Origin of the sequence: Nostoc commune NIES-4072 (assembly GCF_003113895.1) — a bacterium.
GTDB lineage: Bacteria > Cyanobacteriota > Cyanobacteriia > Cyanobacteriales > Nostocaceae > Nostoc > Nostoc commune.
Genome location: NZ_BDUD01000001.1, coordinates 2,955,552 through 2,980,550 on the forward strand (window position 1 = coordinate 2,955,552; position 24,999 = coordinate 2,980,550).

Consider the following 24,999-nt stretch of genomic DNA (forward strand, 5'->3'; position numbering starts at 1 on the left):
AATTAGATAGGAGTTCTATATGGGAATCGTAATTGATTTTTGAAATTATCTAGGTAGGCGGGGAGACCCAAAGAGAAGAAAGAAGAAAGAGATATATAATTTTTAAAAATGATTAAGGACTGCTATATATATTCTATAGTAGTATATATGGGACTCCTATTTGATTTGCTAAAAAAGTTTATAAAAGTCGAAATAACTGATTTCGTATTTTTGACTCTCTGCCTAGCCAAATAAGTTCATAAATCATATAGTATTCCGATAGATAAACCTATAAATAAACAACAAAAATAGCTATTTCCTCAGCATCCATGAACTCAAAATTAGCCTTTACTTGGGAGAAAGCTAAACAGCTTGCCGAACAAATTGTCTTCAATAATCTTCAAGAACACCTCAAAGATATTGAAATAGATGTGCTTCGAGGCTCGTGGGAGGGTCTGACTTATGAAAAGATGGCAGAGCAGTACCATATGTCTGTAAGCTACCTCAGAGGAGATGTGGGTTATTATCTGTGGCGAAAGCTCTCAGAGGCGTTAGGGGAAGAGGTAACAAAGAGTAATTTTAAAGGAGCGCTGGAAAGAGCCGGGGAAAGGCAACTACCTCCACATATTGATAGCAATGTCAAGGAGCCAAAATCACCGTTAGCAGAGTTAGCGTTTCCAGATGGTTCAGTTCCTCTGGGTTCTCCTTTTTATGTGAACCGAGATGCCCTAGAGTCTGTTTGTTACGAGACAGTTCTTAAACCAGCTTCTTTAATTCGGATTAAAGCACCGAAACTGATGGGCAAAACTTCATTGCTTACCAGAATTCTGGCTCATGCTGAATCCCAGAATTATCAAACCGTATATTTGGATTTAAGTAGTGTAGAGCGAGCAATTTTAACGAATTTGGACAAGTTCGTGCTTTGGTTGTGTTTTATGGTTGGTCGGAAGTTAAAGTTAGAAAATCGGTTAAAAGATTATTGGGAAACAGAAATTTTAGGTAGCAATGATAACTGCACAGTGTACTTTGAAGAGTATTTATTGCCACAAATAAATTGTCCTTTGGTATTAGGCTTAGATGAAGTAGATCGGATTTTTCCCTATAACCAAGTGGTTGAAGACTTTTTTGGGATGCTGCGAAGTTGGCATGAGAAAGGGAAAATTTCTGAGCAATGGAAACAACTAAGACTGGTGATTGCACATTCTACCGAAGTTTATATCCCCTTAGACATGAACCAATCTCCTTTTAATGCGGGGCTACCAGTAACATTGTTGGAATTTGACCACAAGCAGGTACTAAATTTGGCTCACCTTCATGGACTGAATTGGAATGACATTCAGGTAAAGGAATTAATGAATATAGTGGGAGGACATCCTTATCTACTGCGATTAGCAATGTATAAAGTTTACACTACAAAGGCAACGCTAAAGCAACTATTACAAGATGCTTCCACAGAAGCGGGAATTTATAGCAGCCATCTGCGGTGGTACTTAGAAATGCTGCACTCGGAAGAGGCTCAAGGTTTAAAAGAAGCGTTAAAAAAGGTGGTCATTTCACTTGAGCCAGTGGAATTAGATTCAATGCAGATTTATAAGTTGCACAGTATGGGATTAGTGCAGCAACAAGACAATCAGGTAATGCCTAGATGCAATTTGTACCGTGAGTATTTCCGCAGAGTCTTGTAATACCAATTTAATGTGAAGTTGCACATATCTTGATCCCTCTAAATCCACACCACTTGCTACAAGTCGGGGAACCCGCCCAACGCAGTGGCTCCTCTTAAAAAGCATGGCTGTTTCATTCGCTAGTTTGTGAGATTTGTCAAGAGGGTAATCTCACGCAAAGGCGCAAAGAAAAATGACATTATTTGGGCTTCAAGACGCAAATTTTTTTGCCCTAATTGTGACCTTGCTCTCAATTTTAATCTCTTCGACCCTTGCAATTTTAACCATTTTAGGGAACGAAACAGCCCTGAGGGCTAGGGGGGATCGAATTCTATGCGGCCTCATAAGAAATTGGTGTAAGTAGCTATCAGTGCCGTAGAAATACAGCAGAATTCACTCAAAGATTGCTGAATTCTGAATTCTGGCTTTTGAATTGTTCAATCATGATTTTGGTCTATATAATAACAATTTAGTTTGCACTTCATGAGTGCTGCGTCAAATCTACACCAACTATGCGTCCATCTTCTATTTGAATAATGCGGTCGGCAATATCAAGAATGCGATTATCATGAGTTACCATTAAAATAGTACAAGATTGTTCCTTAGCTAGTCGCTGCATCAGTTCTACAACATCCCGGCCTGATTTACTATCTAAAGCAGCAGTAGGTTCATCAGCTAAGACCAATTTGGGATGACTTACTAAAGCACGAGCGACTGCAACTCTTTGTTTTTGTCCACCGGAGAGATTATCAGGGTAGTAATTTAATCTATGACTCAATCCCACTGCTTCTAGCATAGCTTTAGCTCTAGTGTCAGCTTCTTGTTTAGAAAAGCCTCTGTGCAGTTCAACTGACATTTGGACATTTTGGAATACAGTTAAAAATCGTAGCAAGTTATGAGCCTGAAAAATATATCCAGTATTTCGTCGGACATCGAGAATTTGCTTGTTATTTGCCTTATAAAGTTCTCTGTCAAAAACTTTCAAACTTCCATTTTGAACAGACCGTAAGCCACCAATCAAAGTTAACAACGTTGTTTTACCTGAGCCTGATTGACCCATCAAAATAATTATTTCACCTGGTTGAATTTGGAGGTTGACGTTAAATAAAATTTGTTTACGTAATTCTCCTTGACCAAAAAAGTAGTTGAGATTTTGAATATTGATAATGGCAGATTGTTTCATAGTTATATAAACTTTTAAGTTGTTCAGGTTGTCATAAGTTCACAATCTCATTAAAAGATATCAGCTGGATCTGCCGATTGCACTTTACGTATTGCGATCGCTCCCGATATCGCACACATCAAAATTGTTAAAATTACAACAGTTGCGGCTCGACTAAAAGTCATATAAATGGGCAGCAAAGTAGCATTACGTGTCATATCATACAATCCCAGGCACAATGAAAAACCGGGAATATATCCTAAAACTGATAGGATGATAGCTTCTTGAAATACAAGACTAAATAAGAATGAACTTTTATAACCCATTGCTTTTAGAGTGGCATATTCTGCCAAGTGTTCTGATACATCTGAATATAAAATTTGATAGACAATTACGGCTCCAACCATAAATCCCATAATCGTACCTACTGTAAAAATAAATCCAATGGCTGTACTACTCTTCCAATAATCTTTTTCTAGCTGAATAAATTCTTGTTTAGATAACACTCTGACATCTTGAGGTAACTCTTTCTGCATCGCTTCTACTAAATTTTTAACATTCACATTTGGTTTTAAGCGAATTAGTCCGATATCAATCAGTCCTCTTTGGCGTTTATTGTCAAATATTCGGAGAAAATTTAAATCACTTGTAATTAAAGTGCCATTTGCTGCAAAAGATGTTCCTAACTCAAATAAAGCTCCGATAGTAATTTGCCGATTATTTACTTCTGTAGAGATTGCTATTCCTTGATCAAACTCAGTAGCTATTGTCCCAAATTCTGGTCGAGAATTCCGATCAAATAAAGCAACATCTGGAATCTTTATTTTGTCTATATTTTCTTGTACTTCTGGTAAGTCTAAAACATCTTCATCAGGATTAATTCCTATAATTAAAATTTGCCGACTAGTATAGTTCTGTGGATTAGTCCAAAAACCAAAATCTAGATATACAGAACTTATCGATTCTACACCATCAAAGCTTTGTACTTGGTATAAATGTCTTTGGGAAAATGTTTTTAAAGTATTCAAAGCAATGCTTCTAGAGCTAATTAAAAAAATGTCACTCTTCAACTTGGTATGTAGACGGATATTACTATCATATAGACCATCGCTAAACCCTAACTGCATAAACATCAGAATTATAGCAAAAGCAATACCGGCTAGCGCAATTAATAAGCGAGTTCTTTTATGAGTCAGTTGTAGCCAAGCTACAATTAATGAAAACTTCATAGTGAGTTAAGGTTTAATGAGTACATTAACTGCTAAATTAGTTAGTCTCGTAACAAGTTTACTATCTGTTAAACGGATTTTGACTTCGATTACTCTAGCGTCAATCTTAGCTGCTGGGTCAGTATTCAAAACATCCTTTTTTCCAACTTGTAAACCCATTTGTTCAACTACACCTGGAATAGATTTAGAGAAAGCACTACTAGAAATTATGGCTGTTTGACCAACTTTTACCCTATGAATATCTGTTTCATAAACTTCTGCAACGACATACATTTGTTGAGTGTTACCAATTTGCAGAATACCTTGGTCAGAAATTGCTTCTCCTGAATGAGCAAAAATTTTGAGAATTTGGCCAGACTGAGGGGCACGAATTATTGTAAGTTCTAAGCGAGCGATCGCTAGTTTCAAATTACTATTCGCTGATTCTACTTGAACTTTACTTTCTGCTAGCTGTAAACTAGCTTGTGCTGACCGAACTTGTGCCTGTGCATAGAGGAGATCGGTACTTCGTCCTTGTTCTAACTTAGCAAGTATAGCTTTGGCATTATTTAGCTCATTTTCTGTGCTACTAACCTCTAATAATTTATCATCCAAAGATTGTTGGGAAATAGCTCCTTGCATTTGTAAATAAGAGAAGCGTTCTAAGTCTTTTTGTTTAGCTTGTAGAGCTATCTCTATTTTTTGTACTGTTGCTTTTTGAGCCTCAATTTCTGACATTTGAGGCATTTTTATCTGCCTAATTCGAGATTCTGCTTCTTCAATTTGAGCTTTGCCAAACATACTCTCAGCTTTGAAGCGATTACGAGCTTCTTGCAACTGAGTGGCCGCAGCATTTTTTTCTGCTAATCGTTCTTGATAACTATCTAAATAGGCTAAGACATCGCCTACTTTTACTTGCTGACCTTCTTGGACTAACAACTTATCAATGCGTTCTTCACGACTACCTCCAATTGTAATTACTTCTCCTTGAGGTTCCACCCGACCTAGCGATGTAACCGACCTCACCCGATTTTTTTGCTCTTGAACCTTTGCGATCGCCATCTGAGAATCGGGTGCTTGGGTGTGATAAAATTGGTAAATTTTTATCATACTAATTCCTAAAACACCAACGATTGGTATTAGAATTAGCCTTTTACTTGAAGGTTTTAAAACTAAATTTAGATTCAACTTTACAACCTCAATAATTTAACTGATGTTTTTATCGAAAATTCAGAATTAATTTGGAACGAAAAAGTGTCTGAATCAAGACCCTGCTGAATTGCTTGCCATGTTATTCCTGTAGCTGATAAATGGGATCAATATTTTCTTTCTCTATCATTCGCAAAGGTTGATATAGATAACTAAAAATTGCTACCCAGAAATTGAGTGTTCCCAAAACTATAAATAACAGCCCGATGCCTCGCCCTGCTCCAATGCCGATAATTTTACCGACACTACTAGCCAGTAGACCACCACTAGCCAAAAGTGGCTCGAATACATAATCGGCTAAAGGCCCAGCTAGGAGATAAGCGAGTGGAAAGGAAGACCAGGCAATCATTAGCCGCACTGCAAAGACTCGTCCTTGCACATCCGGTGGTACTTTGATTTGCCAGATAGCTTGATTGGAACCATCCATAAATGGCACGCAGAAAAAAACGCCAAAGGCTGCTGCTGTAATTAATGGTATGGAAGGGTATAGTCCAATGAGGAGCAAACACATTGCTTGCAGCAAACCGAAACCGAAAACACCGTACACGCGAGGCTTTGGGCCTCCCCAAACGCTCATGATAATACCACCCACTAACATACCACTACCTGCAATAGACATCACGTTGCCAAGGATTGCAGGTGAAGTAAAAGCTAGAAGCATAGGTGTAATTAAGACACTGGCAATTCCCAATCCAAAATTGCTCCCAGCAAAAAACAATAACAGTCCCAATAAACCTGGACGTTTGATAATGTAAGTCCAGCCATAAACTGCTTCTTTTAATAGCGAGGCTTTTTCTTGATTGCCTGCGGTAGTTTTTTCGGGTTTGGGGAACTGGACAATCAAGAGAGTAACGACGGCGCAGATATAGCTGGCGAAGTCAATCAAAAGCACACCCTTAACTCCAATTGTCAAAACCATCACCCCTGCCAAAGCTGGGGCGAAAAGCCTTGCGGATGCTTCCCCGATGTTTGTCATCCCACTGGCACGACCAAGATGCTGTTTGGAGACAAGCAATGTGATAGTTGCAGAATAAGCTGGAAACTGAAAGGCAGTGCAAACTGAGATGACAGACATACCAGTATAAATATGCCAAACCTGAAGTTGATTAATTAAAAGTAGTAATACAAGAACCAGGGTAGTTAGACCCGCTATAGTATTACAGAGTAACATGGTTGTGCGTCGCTCCCAGCGATCCACAAGCGCACCAGTAATAGGTGATAGTACAATCCCAGGCAACGTAGTAAACAAAGAAATGAGCGCAAATTGAGTAACTGATCCTGTTCGTTGGTAAACCCACAAACCAAGAGCAAAGCCAGTTAGTCCTGAGCCGATGAGCGAGATGAGTTGCCCAAACCAGGTAATCATAAATACCTGTAATTTATTGGTTATGGTAGGTTTGTCCATGTCTTTTGTTAATAGTTGCAATGTTTATAGCAGTTAGCACAATTCGCAATTCGCAATTAATGCCCACGGATAAATCTGGGGGCTAGAACCAAGCAAAGTTTAAAATTTATCTATCCATAAATGAATTTAGGGGCTTGTACCATCAAGGAATAATTGGTCATATTTGTATTAGTAGATATCTAGTAAAATTAAATATGCGTTACCCAGAACCCTTGTAGAGACGTAGCTACGTCTCTACGTTTTCCTATGTCTAGTGTGCCAATTGCGTAAATCTTACTAGATTTGATCTAGTTCCTTGGCAACAGTGTTAACAGTGAAATGAATTTGCTCAGGTGTATGATTGAAGTTGATAAAAAATCGTAGGCGAGCGGCTTTGTCTTCTACCGCAGGATAAATTTGAGGTAGTACATTAATTCCACGGTCAAACAGGGCTTGGGAGAGTTGGATGCAACGCACAGAGTTGCCCACAATCACAGGAATCACCGCAGAATGCTTACTCATACCAGTATTCAGCCGACGATCGCTTGCTAATTCCAAAAACAATTTAGCTCGCTCATGCAGAGATTGTACTCTTTCTGGTTCTGCTTTTAGCTTGCGTATAGAAGCTAGTGCTGCTGCTGTGTTTCCTGGTGACATACCAGCACTATAAACAAAAGCAGGAGCAGTATATTTCAGATATTTGACTACAGCCTGACAACCTGCAATATAGCCTCCACAGCTAGCGAATGATTTGCTAATTGTACCCATCCACAAATCTATGTCAGCAGGGTTAACACTATGATACTCACCGATACCGCGACCGCGATCACCAATCACACCCATAGAATGGGCTTCGTCTACCATTAAAAAGCTTTTGTGACGCTTCTTAATTTCGATAAACTTGGGCAAATCAGGAATATCGCCATCCATGCTATAAACACCTTCAATGACAATCAATACACGTTTGTAGCGACGGCGTTGTTCGGTAAGTATTTGATCTACAGTTTGCCAGTCGTTATGTGGAAAACTGATGCGGGTGGAACCAGATAACAAGCATCCTTGGAGGATACTGTTGTGGATTAGCTCGTCATGGAGTATCAGGTCATTTTTGTCAAAAAGGTGACCAATTGTGCTTTCGTTAGTAGCATGACCTGCTGTAAAAACGATCGCATCTTCTGCACCTATTAAAGATGCAATTTCTTGTTCTAACTCTCGGTGTATCGTAATTTCACCTGAGAGCAAGCGGCTAGCTGATACGGATGTTCCATAGCGATCAATGGCTGCCTTTGCTGCTAAAGATACATCTGGATCGTTGGCAAATCCTAGATAATTGTAACTCGAAAAATTAATAACTTCCCGACCATCTATTACTATAGTATTGCTATTTATCCCTTCACGAACTTTGAAATAAGGATCAACAACTCCACCTTTAGTTTTGATGCCAGAAATCATTTGTTCTAGGTTGCGGTACTGGGGAGAATGGGAAAAATCATAGTATGCCAGGGGAATATCATCATTATCGTTATCGTTAGTAAATATTTCTACTGCACTTGTCTTTTTTTGAATAAGTTGTTTCAAAAGGCTGCGCTTTTCTTCTACGGACAAAGTTGATATTTTTGTAGTTAGATCGGTCATTTGTCTTGCTCCTAATTTAATGCTTCTTGAAGTAAAGAATCGATTTCTGAGTCTGAGAATTCATTGAGATTAGATAAGAGATTTTCTATTAACCAATTGTCTGCTACTGTCAACATTTCATTTTTATTGATGATGAGACTTTCTCTTGGCTCTGTATCTGCCAAGTTCATATCAGATAGTAGTTGCGTGATTAACTGGTCAATACTTGGGGCGGCAAAAAACTGAGTAATGGAAATTTCTATTTCTAATTCAGCTTGAATGCGGTCTTTTAATTCCAGACACATCAAGGAATCCATTCCCAAGGTACTTAAAGATTGTTGCACATCTATTTTAGCAACAGGAATTTGTAAGGCTTTTGCTATTTCTGCCAACAGATAAGAACGCAATGATTGAGAGCGATCGCTATGATCAAGAGGCGTAATAGGAACAATCAAACTGTCATTATTGATTGGCAATTTTGTTTGATTGCGGTCAATCACTGGTTCCACCCAATAGCGTTGGCGTTGCCAAGGATAAGTTGGTAGATTTACCCGTTGTCGTACATACTCTTGGTCAAAACCAGACCAGTTAACTGATATCCCCCGAACATAAAGGTCTGCCAAACTTGAGAGTAAAACTCGCCAATCCTCTTGTCCTTGACGCAGGCTAGGAAGCCAAGTTGCTTTTAGCTCTGGCAGACAATGACGACCCATACCTAACAATATTGGTTTTGGCCCCATCTCTACAAACACGTCATAACCATACTTATGCAGTGTTTCCATACTCTGGGCAAATTGTACTTCCTCGCGTAAATGACGACACCAATATTCAGGAGCGATCGCTTCAGATTTTAGTCGTCCACTAACATTAGAAATGATGTCAATTTGGGGAACACTATATTTAACAGTCGCAGCAATCCGATGAAACTCTGCCAAAATTGGCTCCATCAAAGGTGAATGGAAGGCGTGGGAAGTTTGTAGCTTTTTAGTTTTAATCCCTGCGGCTTCTAAGACCAGACAAATTTTCCGAATAGCCTGTTGTTCTCCAGAAATTACTGTGTTTTGCAGTCCATTGTAGGCAGCAAAGCTGACTTTTTCCTCATCAATAGTTGTAATTGTCTGAATGGTTATCTTTGAGGCAAACACTGCTACCATCTCTCCGATTTGCGGGAGGTTCTGCATCAGGCGGGCCCGTTCAGCAACCAGCTTCAGTCCATCCTCCAAGCTAAAGACTCCTGCCACACAAGCCGCTACATATTCACCGAGACTATGACCCATAACGGCAGTCGGTTCAACTCCCCAAGATTTCCAAAGTTGTGCCAGGGCGTATTCTAGAGCGAATAAGGCTGGTTGGGTGTAGGCGGTTTGGTCTAAGGGTGAAGACTTCGCCTCTTCTGGATAAAGGACTTGTAGCAGTGGTTCGTCTAGATAAGGACGTAGAATTTCATCGCAACGGTCGAGAGTTTGCCGGAAAATAGGCTGGTTTTCGTATAATTGACGACCCATATCCAAATATTGAGAGCCTTGTCCAGTGAATAAAAACGCTATCTTTGAGTGTTTTTTAGTGTTGCTTGGACTAGATATAACTAAAGGATTCTCTCTACGAGCAGTAAAATCATTGAGTGCTGTTTGCAACTGTGCATGAGATTGAGTACAGATAGCCAGACGGTGTTCAAAATGCGATCGCCCGACGTTAGCAGTAAAGCAAATATCTGCCAAAGGTACTTCTGGATGAACCGCTAAGAAATCTGCATAACTTTGTGCTAATTCCTGCAAAGCTTTCTCAGTTTTCGCTGACAAAGTTAATATATGCCAGCTACGTTCAACCTCAGATACATCGGGAACTAAAACAGGGGCTTCTTCCACAACTACATGGGCATTAGTGCCACCGATACCAAAAGAACTGACCCCAGCCCGCCGAGGAGTACCGTTTGTTTGCCATTCTGAAAGGGTACTATTAACGTAAAATGGACTGTTAGCAAAATCAATTTGAGGATTGGGTTGTTCAAAATGTAGGCTAGGTAGTAGCAACTTGTGCTTCAGGGATAGAACAGTCTTAATTAGACCAGCCACACCAGATGCTGCATCCAAATGTCCAATATTGGTTTTTACCGAACCAACAGCACAAAAGCCTTGCTTTTGGGTACTAGCACCAAAAGCTTTTGTTAGGGCTTCCATTTCAATCAAGTCGCCTAGATTTGTGCCAGTGCCATGAGCTTCTATATAAGTAATCGTTGAGGCTGCAACATCTGCTACTGCTTGGGCTTCACAAATTACTGCTGTTTGACCATCTACACTCGGAGCTGTGTAACCAATTTTGAGAGAACCATCATTATTGATAGCTGAACCTTTAATTACTGCATGGATGCAATCTCGATCAGCGATCGCATCTTCTAGGCGCTTCAGCACGACAATTCCCACACCATTACCACCAACTGTTCCTTGAGCTTGAGCATCAAAGGCTCGACAGTGCCCATCAGGAGAAAGAATCATTCCCTCATGATACAAATAACCAGTCTTCTCAGGAACGCGGATAGAAGCCCCACCTGCCAAAGCCATATTGCATTCGCCGTTTAGCAAACTCTGACAAGCCATGTGGACAGCAACTAAAGAAGTAGAACAGGCAGTTTGCACACTGACACTCGGCCCCTTGAGATTTAATTTATAAGAGACTCGCGTCGGTAGAAAATCCTTATCATTGGCAATCATCAGTTGATAATTCTCGACTGACAAATCTAAGTTATCTAAGCTAGGACAGAGGTTTTTCAACAGGTAAGTATTCATCCCTACCCCACCATAAACACCAATCGAAGTTTTGGGAGATTCTGGGTTGTAACCAGCACTTTCAAGAGACTCCCAAGCACACTCTAAAAACAAACGTTGTTGCGGGTCTATTATCTTCGCTTCTTTAGGAGAAATGCCGAAAAATGTAGCATCAAAATTTTCAACATCTGACAAGACAGCATTAGCTTTGACGTAATTAGGCTTACTTAACAAAGTTGGGTCTATGCCTACAGATAGTAGCTCTTCATCAGAGAAAAATGAAACAGATTCTACACCGTTTTGCAGGTTATGCCAGAATTCATCAATATTTTTAGCACCAGGGAAACGACAGGCCATGCCAATGATGGCTATTTCTAAACCATTATTATTGTTGGCATCAAATACATCAACTGGTTTCATAGAAATTTCCTCAATATTTATTAATTATTTGCTCAATGAACTGTTTTGAAACCTTAACTGCCTTCGTTGGTTCATAGAAGTTCTGCGAACCTGACGATTATGAGATTGTTCGTAGCTTGGCAAAGAAACAAATTTATCATTTACATCCTGGCTTAAGTATTTAGCTAAAGAGTGGATAGTTGGATATTTAAACATTTCAACCATTGAGAACTCTTGGGCAAAAATCTTTTGGAGTTTGTTATAAATCTGCACCATGAGTAATGAATGACCACCCAAATCGAAGAAGTTGTCATTAATACCCACCTTTTCTAGTTGAAGTATTTCTTGCCAGATGGCTGCAATCAAGACTTCAGCTTCGGTTTGAGGCATTTCATAATTAGCAGCCATCTCTGGGCGTAAACCTTGAGGAGCTGGTAAAGCACGGCGGTCTAGTTTGCCATTAGGTGTAAGTGGTAGGGCTTCCACCATGACGAAAGCCGAAGGAATCATGTAATCAGGCAGTTTTTCCTTGAGGACGCGACGCAAATCAGTAGTTGTCGGTGTTAGTTCCTGATTTGGCACTACGTAAGCGACTAAGCGCTGATCCCCAGGAACGTCTTCGCGGGCAATAACTACTGCCTGGAGTACAGATGGGTCTTGGCTCAATACAGCTTCTATCTCTCCTAACTCAATGCGGAAACCACGTATTTTTACTAAAAAATCGATACGTCCCAGATACTCAATACGGCGATCGCTCAAATAACGTACTAAGTCTCCAGTTTTGTAAAGCCGTGCGCCTTCTTCGTCGCTAAAGGGATTGCGGATAAATTTCTCTGCTGTCAACTCAGGACGGTTAAGGTAGCCTCGCGCTAAACCTGCACCACCGATATGCAGTTCCCCAGGTACGCCAATGGGAACTGGTTGCAGATGGCGGTCTAAGATATAAACTTCAGTGTTGGCAATAGGACTACCGATGGAAATTAATTCTGCCTCAGACTCAACTTGAGAAATTAGTGACCAGATGGTAGTCTCTGTTGGGCCATAAACGTTCCACAGGGAAGTACTTCTTTCTAGTAATTGATTGGCTAACTTCTTGGGTAAAGCTTCACCCCCACAAAGTATTTTTAATTTATGGGAATTTTGCCATCCAGCTTCTAGCAATAATCTCCAAGTAGCTGGGGTAGCTTGCATAACTGTAGCACCAGAGTTGACTAGCAAATCCAACAACTGTTTACCATCAACAGTGACTTCACGCTTTGCCATCACTAAGCAAGCACCTACAATCATTGGCAGAAAAATTTCTAAGATAGCAATGTCAAAGGTAAAAGTCGTTACTCGTAGATCCAGAAGTGTAGATAGTGTAAGCCAGGTTGTGAGATGTCACCTCAGTGATCGGGTTTTTCTGACAATGCTTAGTGATATGATACCAGTCGGTGTCTAGGCATACAACCGCTTCATGGTTGGGTAAACCTGCGACAAGCTGCTGTTGTGTCAACAATACTGACACTTGAGCATCTGATAGCATAAAACTCAGACGTTCATCAGGATAAGCTGGGTCTAGAGGTACATAAGCTCCACCAGCCTTCAGAATTCCTAACAGTCCCACCACCATCTCTAAAGAGCGTTCTACACAGATGCCTACCAGGACTTCCGGTTTCACACCCAAAGTCCGCAGGTAATTTGCTAATTGATTCGCACGTTCGTTTAATTGCCGATAGGTGAGTTGTTGTGAATCAAATACTAAAGCTACTGCATCTGGAGTCCGCTCTACCTGTTCTTCAAACAACTGATGAATACACCGATCTTGAGTATATTCTATTTGAGTATGATTAAATTCCAGGAGCAATTGTTGTTCAGCTTTTGTTAGCAGAGGTAATTGGGAAATGGGCTGCTCTGGTTGAGCAAGAATTCCCTCAAGCATTGTCTGGAAATGCCCCGCCATCCGCTCGATAGTACTAGCATCAAATAGGTCAGTGTTGTATTTAAAGGCAGCAAACAGAGATTTGCTTGCTTCTACCACTTCCAAAGTTAAATCAAATTGTCCTTCTTCTTGGGGAATCACAAAAGGTTTCAACTGCAAATCGTGACAATCAATTTCTAGGTCTGTTTCTTCAGGCAGGAAAAACTCTAAAATATTGCCAAATCGCTCGATTTGTTGTAAATATACGAAGTTTACCTGAAACAGAGGAGTGTGGGACAGATCCCGGTTTGGTTGCAAGCGTTCGACCAATAACCCAAAAGGATAATCTTGATGAGCGATCGCTTCCAATACTGTTTGTCTAACTTGAGCCAAAAACGCCTTGAAGCTGGGATTCCCAGCAAGATTTGCTCTTAAAACTACAGAGTTAACAAAATGACCAACCGTGCGGGCAAATTTAGTGTGTTGTCTACCTGCAAAGGGAGAACCCACAAGAATATCTTCAGCGCCTGTGTAGCGATGCAAAAGTGCCTGGAAGCTTGCTAACAAGAGTGTAAACAATGTCGCTTTCTCGGCTTTTGCCATCCTCTTGAGGCGTACAGTCATCTCTTCACTCAGCTTAAAGACATGGGAAGCTCCCTGATATGTTTGTACTGGTGGGCGCGGGCGATGCCTACGGCGAGCTTCGCTAACGCTAGGTAACTCTAGAACAGTTAAGTTACCAGAAAGTTTCTGTTGCCAATAGTGCCATAGACGCTCCCCAACATCACCTGCCAACATTTGCGTTTGCCATTGCACATAATCGCTGTAGTGATATTTGATTGGCGCTAAGGAGGCTTTTGTACCCGCTTTTGCAGCCGAGTAGAGCTTTTGCAATTCATCAAGCAGAATTAATACTGACCAGCCATCACGGACAATATGATGTATTGCAAGTAAGAAAATATGCTCCTGCTCAGAACGAGTGAACAAACTTACCCTTAATACTGAATCTCGCTCCAAATCGAAGGGAAGTTGATATGCTGCGATTACTTCCTCTTTTAGTCTTTCTTCAGTCCAATCTCTAGCATCAATTTCTGCACAAGATATTTCTTGAGATAACCGAATTTCTTGTACATATTCACTTTCATGTTCTGTAAAAGTGGTTCGCAAAATTGGATGGCGCTCTACCAGTTTTTGCAAAGCATTTTGCCAAGCTTGCTTATCTAAATTACCGCATATACGCATTGTTAATGCAGTGTTGTAAGCTGGGCTTTTTGGTGCAAGTTTGTACAAAAACCATAGTGCTTGCTGATTGCGAGAAAGAGGAAAAATCTTTGTATTAGCTGTATCTGAAATTTCGACTTGATGAGCAAGTTCTTTGAGTTTTTTCAAAGAATCAAGACCAGTTATTACTGAATCGCCATCAATGCCGAAATCAATGAGACTGGCAATTTCGTTAACACCAATTTCTTCAAGGCGATTAACCATTTGCAAACAGGTTTCTGGTGTACCAAATAGCGCACTAGTTTGAAAGTAGCGCTCGAAGGCATAAGTTAATAAGTCTGAGCGCTGTTGCTCGTTTAAATCATCTAGACTTTTAGCTCCCTGTCGCCATAAATTAACAGATGTTTTCAGATATTCAATAAATGGCTCTCTAACCTTTTGACGAACATTGTTGATGTCATCACCGATAAATGTATGCAGCATCAAGGTAACACGGCCTGTATTTGGGTCGTGGCCGTGTGCGGCTCGTGACTGCCGATAAAGGGCGATTTTTTCGGCTAATTCTTCCGTGGATTGGAAAAGAAGGGCTGTTAAGATGTTAAATCCAGAGGCTCCAGCTTCAATAAATCTTTCTTTGCTGCCACTACAAGTTAACCAAATAGCCAATTCTTGCTGCTTGGGTAAAGGATAAATTTGAATTTCCGTTTCGTTACCAACACCATTTGGTAACGAGATTGACTTACTTTGCCAGAGCTTTTGCACTTTTTCAATGCCTGAGTACAAAACTTCTGTACTATTGGCATAGGTGTTTGGTGAAAGCACAAAATCATTTGGGTTCCAACCTTTAGCAAAGGCTAGGTCTACCCTTCCTTGCGATAAATTATCGACAACCGACCATTCTTCAGCGACTCGGATCGGGTTTTGTAGGGGTAAGACAACACTACCAGCACGAATGCGAACCCGCTTAGTTACCATTGCCAAAGCAGCAGCTAATACAGAAGGATTAGGGTAAAGTCCACCAAAGGCGTGAAAATGTCGTTCTGGTATCCAAACCGCAGTAAAATCATTTTGGTCTGCAAACTTGGCTCCTTCTATCAAAAGTTTATATTTGTTGTCTGTAAATTCGGCTTCGTTACTTGAGAAGTAAAACAAGCTAAATTGCAAACCTTGTTCAACAACTCGATTGTGAGTTATTGCGGAACTTTGTTGTATTTGCGGTTTAGTTTGGATTTGAAGCGCAGATTCTAATTTAGCTGAGACGTTTTGAGAAGGTAATCTGTTCTGACGAATACGGGCAGCTAGTTCAGAAATGCTAATATTTTCTAAGAACACTTCTATCGGTAAAACTAGACCGAAGTTAGATTCGATTTCGTCTTTAATAGCGATCGCTTGTAGGGAATCAATACCTAAGCTATGAAGAGGCTGTTCTAGTTGGAGTTGAGTTGCAGCAATCTTCAAAATTGGGGCGATTTTGTCGCGCAAGATTAATTCTAATGAGGATTGTGTTGACGATGAAATTGATGATAGCTCTGGATTTGTGTTGATGTCTGCGATTGAGTTATCCGTCTGCTCTAAGATACTCGAACCTACAACAGCTAGATTACCTGCAATAAAACCACTGCGGCAGACATGACGTTGAATTTTACCACTCGAAGTCTTCGGAAGATTCCCAGTTTTTAACAGTACTACCCCATAAACTTGTAACTCGTGCTGTTGCGATACTGCCCTACGGATGTCTGCGGACACCTGATTCATATCGAATTTTCGTAGATAACTACGCTCAACTTCCTGAACAACAATCAGTCGTTCTTCACCGTTGATTTCCACTGTAAACGCCGCACCACAACCTGGGTTAAGTCCAGGATGGCTTTGTTCTACAGTTAGTTCAATATCTTGAGGATAATAGTTGCGACCCCGAATGATAATTACATCCTTGAGGCGACCCGTAACGAACAATTCACCATCTCGGATAAATCCCAAGTCTCCGGTGCGAAGAAACGGTCCTTGACCACTATCCGTCAGAAAAGCGTTGAAAACTTTTTCAGTCTCAGTAGGTCGGTTCCAATAACCCTGAGCAATGTTTGCACCTGACACCCAAATTTCTCCCACTTCATCAGATGAGCATTCTCGTAAAGATTTGGGATTAGCGATGACGATTTTTCCATCTAGCCAAGCATGACCGCAACCGACAATTTTTTTAGAATTGTCTTCCTCATAGTTTACAACCAAGTTTTGCTCAAGAGCGATCGCTTCGACCTGAGAAACTACAGGTGGTGATTTTTTCTCACCCCCACAGACAAATAAAGTGGTTTCAGCCATTCCATAACAGGGATAAAATGCTTCCCGACGGAAACCGTAAGGTGCGAAAGTAGCTGCAAATTTGTCTAACGTTTCCGCACGAATATATTCAGCACCATTGAAAGCTAAACTCCAACTGCTCAAATCTAGACCTTCTCGCTGTTTTGGCGTAATCTTATGAACACACAAGTCATAAGCAAAATTTGGGCCGCCACTGGTAGTTGCTTTGTAGCGAGAAATTGCTTTGAGCCAACGCAAAGGTTGCTGAAGAAATTCTACAGGTGACATGAGAATGCTTGGTATCCCTAAGTACAGAGGCTGTAGCACATTACCAATTAATCCCATGTCATGGAATAGAGGTAGCCAACCAACAACTATGCTTTCTTCTGTATGTTGGAATGACCTACGGATCATTTCTTCGTTGTGTAGTATATTGCCATGAGTTAGCATTACTCCCTTCGGTGTACCCGTAGAGCCAGAAGTGTACTGAAGAAAAGCTAAGGTATCGCCATTCACTTCTGGTTGTTGCCAGTTTGATGAAAAGTCATTATTGACATTATCAGTAGCCAACCATTGCAGAGATGCCAATTCTGGACTTTCAGTTAACCGACCTTGAAAATTAGTCAAAACTGAGGTTGTGGTCAGTGCTACCTTAGCATTGGCATCTGATACGATCGCTTGCAACCTTGATAAATTTTGATTGCGCCGTGGCGGATAAGCGGGAACAGCTACCGTTCGAGAATACAAACATCCAAAGAAGGCACTAATAAATTCTAGTCCTGGTGGGTAGATTAACAAAGCACGAGAGCCTGCAACTCCAAGGGTTTGTAATTGTACTGCGATCGCTCTAGCCTGACGATCTAATTCTTCATAAGTCAAGCTTGCTCTCTCTATTTCTCCATCCTCTAAAAAGGTAAAAGCTACTTTATTTGGTTGAGCAACTGATCTATAGCGCAGAATATCTACTAGAGTGGCAATGTCTTGGGAAAATTCTAAGTTCAAGTTCTCAGATGTAATAATCATGGGTGATGACTCTAAAATTTGAATACAAGGCTACTGTGGACTCTTTATTTCAGAAATTAGTTCAGATGAATAGTATTTGAAACGAAAATGAGATGACTACGAGTGCTAAATCAGATTAATTTTGACAGCTAAAATTTACTATTTATTTTTAGATGCAAAACAGTCAGTCTGTTAACACCTACCATAGCAAATAATTACTATCATTTTTTTGAGATACAATCTCTTTTTTATGGATATCAACGGATTTTGCTGTCAAGATAAACTGAGATTTACTTATAATAACAGTAGGAATAAAGATGGTTGAATCAGCAATTTTCCAGATATTAATAGGCATGGAATGAGGTATTGTCGATTTCTCCTCGTTAGGTAGTTTAAAAAGTGGAGAATTTTGGATAGTCTGATAGAGATGATTAACTTCAACAGCAGTTACTTGGAAATTAAAGATTTCGTTTTCAATACTATTAGCTAAAACATTGATATTATTAGCTATGGTTGCTAATTTGTGAATACCTGCGCTTAATTGATGCTGTATAACTTCTTGCTTTTTTTGACGTAGTTCTAACAACGTATTCTCAACTTTTTCTACCTCATATTGTAACTGCTCTAACGCAGGTATCACGTTTTCGGGAATAGATAAGTTTGTGCATTGAGACATAATCTTGATAATTGGGAAAAAAGTAAATAGTTTGGTTTTGCAAAACCAAGGCTATTGGGTGTAGGCTTAATTAACGTGAAGTCCGAGTGTAAAATAAAGCTTAAGTAAGACGATGAGAAGAATTCAACCTATATTAATTAATGTAAAAAAGATTGAAATTAGTTTGTAGTAAACGCGAGTACGTCTCGTAGAGAGGGCTGTTCGCAAAACATTCCCGTTGGGTAGCCCTCACTACAAACTTTTAATTATTTACGCCGTCCTACTTACTACTTCTTAATTCCCCACACCTCAAATCCAGTAACATCAAAGGTTAATGCTTAACAAGAGTGCCATTCACTTCTCAATCAGATAGTCTTCGATAACCAGTGCATCAAGACCAGTTGTATAAAATACGCTAATAGCATCTTCAACGGTGTGAATAATTGGTTTACCCATGACGTTAAGACTGGTATTGAGAATAATTGGAACAGATGTGATTTCGTAGAAGGCTTCAATCAGTTTGTAATATTTTTCGTTCCATTCCCGCTTGACTGTTTGCAAACGTCCGGTATTGTTGACGTGAACTACTGCTGGTACTTGTTCCCTAACTTCTGGCAGCCAGGAGAGGGTGCGTTCCATGTAGGGTGATTCCTGATAGTTTTCAAAGTACTTGTGTCCAAACTCATGCAAGATAGATGGAGCAAAAGGTCGGTATTCTTCACGGAATTTGACACGCTTGTTAATTTCCTCTTTCATCTTTGGAGAACGAGGATCTGCCAGAATAGAGCGATTTCCTAGTGCGCGGGGGCCAAACTCAGCGCGTCCTTGAACCCATGCCAACAATTTACCTTGAGATAGCAACTTTGCGGCCTCTAAGTGTACTGTTCCTGGCAAGTGGCGTACTCGCTCAATTTTACCGAACTGGAGTAGATTATGCAGCGATTTCTCATTGATGGTGGAGCCAAGGTAGGGTGATTGAAGACTTGGCTGATGTAATTCACTGGGATGCTCCTCATAATATGCTAGTAAAGCTGCGCCAATTGCATTACCGTCGTCTGCTGGCGCAGAGGGAACGTGCAAGGCTTTGAAGGGGACTTTTTCGAGCAGCTTACCGTTAAATGCTGAGTTCAACGCACATCCTCCACCTAAAACTAGATTGTCGGAAATGCCTAACTTATAGAAGTTATTTAGAAGTTCTTCCATCACATCACTAAATACCTTTTGCCCACTAGCGGCTAGATTTACTGCTTCCCAATAAGAGGAGCTAGAAGGTATTGCTCTACGCTTGAGGTCGGCGAAGATACTAGCCATCTGATCAGCAGAGGCAAATTTCAAGCTGTAGTCTTTAACTTCAATCATCGAACGGATTAAGCTGTATACTTCGGGATCGACTTTACCGTAAGGTGCTAAACCCATTACTTTCCACTCCTCACCTTTGCGCCAATCAAAACCGCAAAGTTCAGTAATTTGTGCGTACAGAACTCCTAAACTACCAGTACCTGTAGACTCCTGCACAAGCTTTAAATGCCCGTTTCTGTAGCTGTAGCAACTGACTGAGCCTTTTTCACCTTCGCCATCTACAATGATGCAAGCAGCATCGGTGAAAGGACTGCTATAACAAGCAGTGGCTGCATGAGTCAGGTGGTGTCGGTATTGCTTGAAGATCACGCGATCGTTGTTGAATCGAGAGCGCATTTGAAAGGCTAAATTTCTACCCGTCTTGAGTAACGCTGTAAATTGGAGAACTGCCAACCAGTCAAAGTTTTGCCGATAGGGCAATAGCTTTTTCCAAGATGGTTGCATAATACTTTTAGTTCCTTTGATACCCAAATAGAAGTAAAAGTACAGTTGATGTAAATAAACTTGCCATGTATCAAAGCTCCAAGTCGTGGACACAACAAACTCTGCTTTGGGGTCGCAATAAGTCTCAATCAGTTGCACAATTTGATTGAAGTTATCTGGTTGAACATCCCAAGCTCTTTTGTTCTGTAGGTAACGTTCTAATGCTTCTGCAAACACCACTTTACCTGTAGAATCAACAATGGCGATCGCTGGATCGTGGCAAGTATTTGCTAAACCTATATAGTAACGATTCATAACATTTATCCCTAAATTTGTAAAATCTCTAATTCTATCTCACTAACATTTAATCAGGCGTTATTGCACCTTTTATGCAAATTTTGTCTAGCTATTTTCTGGTTTTTTTGAAAAATAAATTGCATTGAAAATTCCAAACATTAATAAGCCCAATGCAAGAGAAGGTTCGGGTACTGATCTAGTGCTTACCACCTGGATAGAAGCTCCAAATCGAAGATTTATTCCACCAAATCCATTTCCGAGAATAAAATTAGTTTCGTCAGGTTGGTATTCCTCGTGAACTAGCTGGACTTTACCACCGCCAGCAACAACATCTTGTAAGAAAGCATTAGCTAAAGCGTCCTCAATTGGATCTAACCCAATCACTTTTTTGACTGTCATTGGATCGGTAAAAGCAACGTCACTATCATCAGAAACGGATGTTGTGGCACCGTAATTTATAGCTCCGTAAATATCTGAATACCCAAAATCAACTATCTTTTGCCTGTCAAAAGAGAGAAATGCTTCAACATCATCTGGATTAGCTTTATAAATTCTTTCTTCAATAGTTGAATCAGAACTAGCAAACCAATCTTTGCCGAGACGATCATCTCCTAAGTTCCATGTTTTGGTAAAATCACGGTCACTCTTTTGACCAAAGGCAAAGCCAACATTATCCAGCGTAATTCCATTATTTTTTATGTATTTACTAAACATAGGAAATCCAGCAATTTCATTCAAACTTGTTGCCCTAGTAGCATAGCTTGGAGGAACTTCTGGACTTCCTTGGCGACCAGTCACGTAATAAGGAGCATTACCTACTCCATTTAGATTAATAACTTGATGACCAGAGTCTAGAGAGATGGGATTTAGATTGGAGAAAACTGTATATCCTTGATTCTGAAATGGCTCTCCAGAAAAAGTTAGGCGGTTCTCAGAGTTGATTGGTCGTGATGAAATATTTTTCAGTTGGTCGTAATTAAAAGTTGCAGCCTGAACTGGTAGAGACATGCATACGGAAACTGTGGTTAAGCCAATCAGTGTTGAAAAAATATGAGTACGCATAGCCATAAAAATCCTAAATTAATTGAAGAAAATAAGTAAGTGCGAAAAAAGTCACCTATATTGAAGATAAGTAAATATGCTGCCTGAGTTGAGTTGGATCAGAACCAATTACATAACGATTAGCCTCATACACTATTCAGAAATACTCTTTACATTCACTATATTTATCAAAATTAAACTAGAATACAAGAGGAAAAAGTCAGGTAAATATTCTATATAAGATTAGGTATACAATTAATCAAAGAATAAAAAATCAGGATTGATAGGTGAAAAATTAAAAAATAGGAATAAATCAGGTTCAAAACGTAAACGATGAGAAAACGCTCCTCAAAGCAGCAATTCTCATTGGAGGTTGTTTGAAAAGTCCTCAGCTTCTAAAAAGCTCTCTCAGTGTAAGAGGGTGTTTGAAAAGTGTCAGGTTGAGCCTTAAATGCAACTCACAGAAGCGAACGCGAGTTATAGAACCCCAATTATCTCGTTCAACTTCTAGGATAGCCAGAGTAGTCAAACATACGTTAGATGACTAGAGATTATTTGCTCCAAACTGGGAAACTGCTCGCATAACCGACGAAAAGTAACGGTTTTGATGGAACAGTGTACTACTCTGACCTACGCCGCCACCAACTAGTCGCAACTTAACTGTTAACACTTCTTGGCATTTGTCGGGAAAATGAAGAGGGGAAAAGGGTAAGGGGGAAGAGGGAAAAGGTTTAAATACTACCCAATACTTGTCGGGTTTTGGGGAAAAGGGAAAGAAAAAACCTTTAACCCAAACCCAGTAACCTTTTCCTCAAACCTGATTCTGAGTTAAAAATCCAAAACCCGAGCAGTATTGAAATACTACCCTTTAACGTTTCCCCTTTCCATTGTCCCCTTCCCCTTTAACCTTTAACCTTTACCCTTTAACCTTTTCCCAAAAACCCGAAAAGTATAGATTAGAGTGCGTTATAGACACGCCAAAGTAACAAATGCGTTCGCCGAAGTAACAAATGCGTTCGCCGAAATAACAAATGCGTTCGCATCGTCCAATACAGTTCGGATAAGCATTTTTCACTTTCCTTGTAGTCTGGTGAAAGGGAAAGGGGTAAAGGATGTATTCAAAACCTTTCCCCTTTCCCTTTTAACCGAACCGTATTGCTTGCGCCCCTACTCCCCTTCTAATTGTTGGGCTACCAGTCTGGCAAATAACCCTGATTGAGCAATCAATTCCGAAAAATTACCTACCTGGACGACATGACCATCGTCGATAACATAGATGCGATCGGCATTACGAATGGTGCTGAGGCGATGGGCAATCACCACTCTGGTAGCATTTAACTTAGCTAAACTTTCAGTTACAATTGCCTGGGTGCGGTTATCTAGGGCGCTGGTTGCTTCATCCATCAAGATAATTTTAGGCTTGGAAACAAGCGATCGCGCAATCAATAATCTTTGCCGTTGTCCACCGGAAAGATTACTACCACCCTCGGCAACAATCGTATGCATCCCCATTGGCATTTGCTTGATATCATCAGCAAAGCCTGCCATCTGTGCTGCTGACCAAGCTTCTTCTAAGGAAACTAAAGCCCCGGCGGTGATGTTATCAAAAACCGAGCCTGTACCGATTTTACCATTTTGCAGTACCACTCCTAACTGTCTTCGCACAGCCTGGAGTTCATGCTTGCGCGATCGCGGCTACAGGGTCTTTAATAGAATTCAAATCCTCTGCTGGTGGACGAATTTCTATTCCCAGCGATCGCCCAACTGCACCAAATGCTACCAATAAGGGCGGCCCTTCCTGAGAAAAAATCGCCTCTTGCTGCGGCTGCAATACTGTTGCTAAATCAGAGAGTGCCCCCTCTATTACTTGTTGATTAAATTGTTCGCGTTCCTGAAACTGCCGAAATTCTGCTTCTGTTTCTTTATTTGTCAGCAAACTGAAGTAGCGAAAGAAACAAGTATGCAAACTGGCTAAACCTGCCAGAAGTTCCTCGAAATTTTCTAAATCTGCCGTTGGCAACATTTCTCCGATAACTGCATCTTCTGCCTCCAGCCACATATCCCTCGTGAGTGGAAACGCTGGTGAGGTAGAATTCAAGGTTAATTCCTCGACTCCCATCCAGTGAGTATTGCTTTGCTGCAACTTCATCCATAAAAGTGTTTGTTGCCTCCACTGTAGCGTTTCACCAGGCGATAATGAAAAATCCCGCCCTAATGTCTGCACAAGGTTTAATGGTGTTGTCAAAACTGTTTGCTGGGCGCTAAGAGATTGTCCTAAATGATTTACCCAACCTTCTAAAAATTCTATGGCTTGAGAGTCAGCCGCCGCGATTCCCTTAACCAAATCAACCATTGACATCTGGCATAATTGGGTGGGTTCAATTGCGATCGCTACAAAACTCCATTGGCTTTGTGCTATTAATTCCGGTAACAATGCTTCACCAGCGTTGACATGAAACAAATAGCGGCGATGCTCCTTTGGTAAACTGTTTTTAACTCTAGTTGCAAACACCGCCAATGTTCCAGACTGCACTATCCACAATGTTTCTGAGTCATTCAACAGTACTGGTTGATTTGCTTGAAGGGAGTAGATTTTTGAAGAAGGATTCACTTGCGGACTACTCTTATTTGCAACCAAAATTTTTCACCATTACTCGTAGTTTTAACCAAATCCCATCCTGATTTATTAGGAGCTTTTTCAACGGTATCAGAACTAGTAAGTAACAGGTCTTCTATAAAAAATCCCATAGATGTAACGATTGAGCGAGTAGCCGCCATATAAACATTTAATCTGACAACTGCATCGGGAGTATCTAAATTCAGTAGACCGAAAAGTTTTCCAGAAGCCTTACCAGCCTTGAATTTGAACTGGGGAATGCAATCCGCCGAAATCAGCTTCTGATCTGCCTTTCAAGTACCTCTGTTCTGGATGGACTTAAGAGCGATCGCAAGTAATTGTGATTGCCAGCCCCAGAAACGTCGCCTGAAACCCTTATGATTTCGTCAACTTTCAAAAGTTTTCGATCTACTGAATTTAGCAACTGTGGATTTACCAGAACCACTTCCCCCACAAGAGCTATTCTTTGCCCTGACTTGACAGTCTAGCTCAAATTCTCAATCAACGGAGGTTCTACACGACTGTACCCAAAATTCAGTAGTGCTGAGTACTGAGTGCTGAGTGCTGAGTATAACCCCATAGTTAAAACTAGGGGATTGAAAACAAGGACGTATTTTTTCTTGCACTACGTGTCTCAAAAAAAATATTTTTATTTTTTTCATAAATAAATTGTAAGGATTCAGACCCTATATGCTGAGTGCAATTAATTTTACTTTTTACTCAGCACTCGTTACTCGGCACTCAGCACTGTTTTGGTGACATTCCGTAACTCAACTCAACATTACCCTGTAATTGCCAGAGAGAT

General features: G+C 40.5%; 13 protein-coding genes and 2 pseudogenes. 1 reads left to right on the plus strand and 14 read right to left on the minus strand.

What is annotated here, in order from left to right:
- Positions 1-308 precede the first annotated feature (308 nt).
- Positions 309-1,664 (plus strand): AAA-like domain-containing protein, encoded by a 1,356-nt coding sequence (locus CDC33_RS13140; RefSeq protein WP_109008842.1) that lies wholly within the window; start codon positions 309-311, stop codon positions 1,662-1,664.
- A 460-nt stretch (positions 1,665-2,124) separates the two neighbouring features.
- On the opposite strand, the gene CDC33_RS13145 is transcribed toward CDC33_RS13140, so the two are convergent.
- From CDC33_RS13145 to CDC33_RS39840, 14 genes and pseudogenes are all read right to left on the minus strand, one after another.
- On the minus strand, positions 2,125-2,826 hold the full coding sequence (locus tag CDC33_RS13145) for a DevA family ABC transporter ATP-binding protein (protein ID WP_109008843.1): 702 nt from the start codon (positions 2,824-2,826) through the stop codon (positions 2,125-2,127).
- A 50-nt stretch (positions 2,827-2,876) separates the two neighbouring features.
- Positions 2,877-4,034: an ABC transporter permease DevC gene (gene devC / locus CDC33_RS13150; RefSeq protein ID WP_109008844.1), complete on the minus strand. Its 1,158-nt coding sequence runs from the start codon at positions 4,032-4,034 to the stop codon at positions 2,877-2,879.
- Between the two features lie 6 nt (positions 4,035-4,040).
- Positions 4,041-5,123 carry an ABC exporter membrane fusion protein gene (locus CDC33_RS13155; protein WP_109008845.1) on the minus strand — a complete coding sequence of 361 codons (1,083 nt, stop codon included), beginning with the start codon at positions 5,121-5,123 and terminating at the stop codon, positions 4,041-4,043.
- Positions 5,124-5,304: 181 nt separating this feature from the next.
- On the minus strand, positions 5,305-6,627 hold the full coding sequence (locus CDC33_RS13160; protein ID WP_109008846.1) for an MFS transporter: 1,323 nt from the start codon (positions 6,625-6,627) through the stop codon (positions 5,305-5,307).
- Positions 6,628-6,903: 276 nt separating this feature from the next.
- Complete coding sequence (locus CDC33_RS13165; protein ID WP_109008847.1) at positions 6,904-8,241, minus strand: aminotransferase class I/II-fold pyridoxal phosphate-dependent enzyme; 1,338 nt, start codon at positions 8,239-8,241, stop codon at positions 6,904-6,906.
- An 11-nt stretch (positions 8,242-8,252) separates the two neighbouring features.
- Complete coding sequence (locus CDC33_RS13170; RefSeq protein ID WP_109008848.1) at positions 8,253-11,402, minus strand: type I polyketide synthase; 3,150 nt, start codon at positions 11,400-11,402, stop codon at positions 8,253-8,255.
- 24 nt (positions 11,403-11,426) lie between these two features.
- Positions 11,427-14,670, minus strand: a pseudogene (locus tag CDC33_RS41925) (non-ribosomal peptide synthetase).
- Positions 14,668-17,823, minus strand: a pseudogene (locus CDC33_RS41930) (MupA/Atu3671 family FMN-dependent luciferase-like monooxygenase); the annotation flags it as partial. The pseudogenes CDC33_RS41925 and CDC33_RS41930, both read right to left, overlap by 3 nt.
- Positions 17,824-18,001: 178 nt before the next feature.
- On the minus strand, positions 18,002-18,478 hold the full coding sequence (locus CDC33_RS13185) for a hypothetical protein (protein WP_109008851.1): 477 nt from the start codon (positions 18,476-18,478) through the stop codon (positions 18,002-18,004).
- Positions 18,479-18,811: 333 nt separating this feature from the next.
- The gene (locus tag CDC33_RS13190; protein WP_109008852.1) at positions 18,812-20,554 is read right to left on the minus strand and encodes a carbamoyltransferase family protein; all 1,743 of its coding nucleotides are present in this window, start codon (positions 20,552-20,554) and stop codon (positions 18,812-18,814) included.
- A gap of 87 nt (positions 20,555-20,641) precedes the next feature.
- On the minus strand, positions 20,642-21,604 hold the full coding sequence (locus tag CDC33_RS13195; protein WP_244919224.1) for a hypothetical protein: 963 nt from the start codon (positions 21,602-21,604) through the stop codon (positions 20,642-20,644).
- Positions 21,605-22,744: 1,140 nt separating this feature from the next.
- Entirely contained in the window at positions 22,745-23,242 is a 498-nt protein-coding gene (locus CDC33_RS40395; protein ID WP_244919225.1) for an ATP-binding cassette domain-containing protein, read from the minus strand.
- A 10-nt stretch (positions 23,243-23,252) separates the two neighbouring features.
- On the minus strand, positions 23,253-24,188 hold the full coding sequence (locus CDC33_RS40400; RefSeq protein ID WP_244919226.1) for a hypothetical protein: 936 nt from the start codon (positions 24,186-24,188) through the stop codon (positions 23,253-23,255).
- Complete coding sequence (locus CDC33_RS39840) at positions 24,185-24,355, minus strand: PDDEXK family nuclease (protein ID WP_219930116.1); 171 nt, start codon at positions 24,353-24,355, stop codon at positions 24,185-24,187. The genes CDC33_RS40400 and CDC33_RS39840 overlap by 4 nt, the downstream gene beginning before the upstream one ends.
- Positions 24,356-24,999 lie beyond the last annotated feature (644 nt).

Bases quoted from the DNA above. Each gene is read 5' to 3' on its own strand.
- CDC33_RS13140 (WP_109008842.1), top strand. From the start codon at position 309: ATGAACTCAAAATTAGCCTTTACTTGGGAGAAAGCTAAACAGCTTGCC.
- CDC33_RS13145 (WP_109008843.1), bottom strand. From the start codon at position 2,826: ATGAAACAATCTGCCATTATCAATATTCAAAATCTCAACTACTTTTTT.
- devC (WP_109008844.1), bottom strand. From the start codon at position 4,034: ATGAAGTTTTCATTAATTGTAGCTTGGCTACAACTGACTCATAAAAGA.
- CDC33_RS13155 (WP_109008845.1), bottom strand. From the start codon at position 5,123: ATGATAAAAATTTACCAATTTTATCACACCCAAGCACCCGATTCTCAG.
- CDC33_RS13160 (WP_109008846.1), bottom strand. From the start codon at position 6,627: ATGGACAAACCTACCATAACCAATAAATTACAGGTATTTATGATTACC.
- CDC33_RS13165 (WP_109008847.1), bottom strand. From the start codon at position 8,241: ATGACCGATCTAACTACAAAAATATCAACTTTGTCCGTAGAAGAAAAG.
- CDC33_RS13170 (WP_109008848.1), bottom strand. From the start codon at position 11,402: ATGAAACCAGTTGATGTATTTGATGCCAACAATAATAATGGTTTAGAA.
- CDC33_RS13185 (WP_109008851.1), bottom strand. From the start codon at position 18,478: ATGTCTCAATGCACAAACTTATCTATTCCCGAAAACGTGATACCTGCG.
- CDC33_RS13190 (WP_109008852.1), bottom strand. From the start codon at position 20,554: ATGAATCGTTACTATATAGGTTTAGCAAATACTTGCCACGATCCAGCG.
- CDC33_RS13195 (WP_244919224.1), bottom strand. From the start codon at position 21,604: ATGGCTATGCGTACTCATATTTTTTCAACACTGATTGGCTTAACCACA.
- CDC33_RS39840 (WP_219930116.1), bottom strand. From the start codon at position 24,355: ATGGCGGCTACTCGCTCAATCGTTACATCTATGGGATTTTTTATAGAA.